Consider the following 561-nt stretch of genomic DNA (forward strand, 5'->3'; position numbering starts at 1 on the left):
ACCTCGTCGCCCGGCTGCAACGTCGCCGGCGAACTCGGCACGCCCTTGGCCGGAGGCTGCTGGGGCTGGCGCTGCCCTGGCGGCACATTGGCAACGCCCGGACCACCGGGCTGCGGCGGCTGAACCGCTACGCCCGGCTGGGTGCCCTGCGGAGCGGCGGTCGTTCCGGGCGGCGGCGCCAGCGGCTGCGATTGGAAGCTTCCCGGTGGCGGTGCGCCCTGCCCCGGCGGCGGCCGGTTCGGCGTCGGCAACAGGCGGCCGCGCGGCAGTTCCGGCACTTCCTCGTCGTCATCGGGGATTTGTTGCTGCTGCTGACTGCCGCGCGGAATCGCGCCCGGCGGCCGCAGCGGCGGATCGGAAAAGATATTGCCGATCTGCGCCTGCGCGGGGGGCGCGAGCGAGGCCGTGGTGGCGGCGATCAGGGCCGCAAGACCGGTCAGGGCAATGGTTCGAAGCATCTCGCGCGGCTTTAATGGGCGAATCGGGCTCGCGACATAGTACAGACTTATCCGCCGCTCGCGTCCCTCCCGGTTAACACGCTGAATACGGCGGGGGGAGGGG

At 72.0% G+C, this 561-nt stretch carries 1 pseudogene; it reads right to left on the reverse strand.

Annotated features, from left to right (window positions below):
* Positions 1–458, reverse strand: a pseudogene (locus tag CQ14_RS44815) (DUF2155 domain-containing protein); the annotation flags it as partial.
* Between the last annotated feature and the right edge of the window lie 103 nt (positions 459–561).

The sequence above is a fragment of the Bradyrhizobium lablabi genome (genome assembly GCF_001440475.1).
Lineage (GTDB): Bacteria > Pseudomonadota > Alphaproteobacteria > Rhizobiales > Xanthobacteraceae > Bradyrhizobium > Bradyrhizobium lablabi.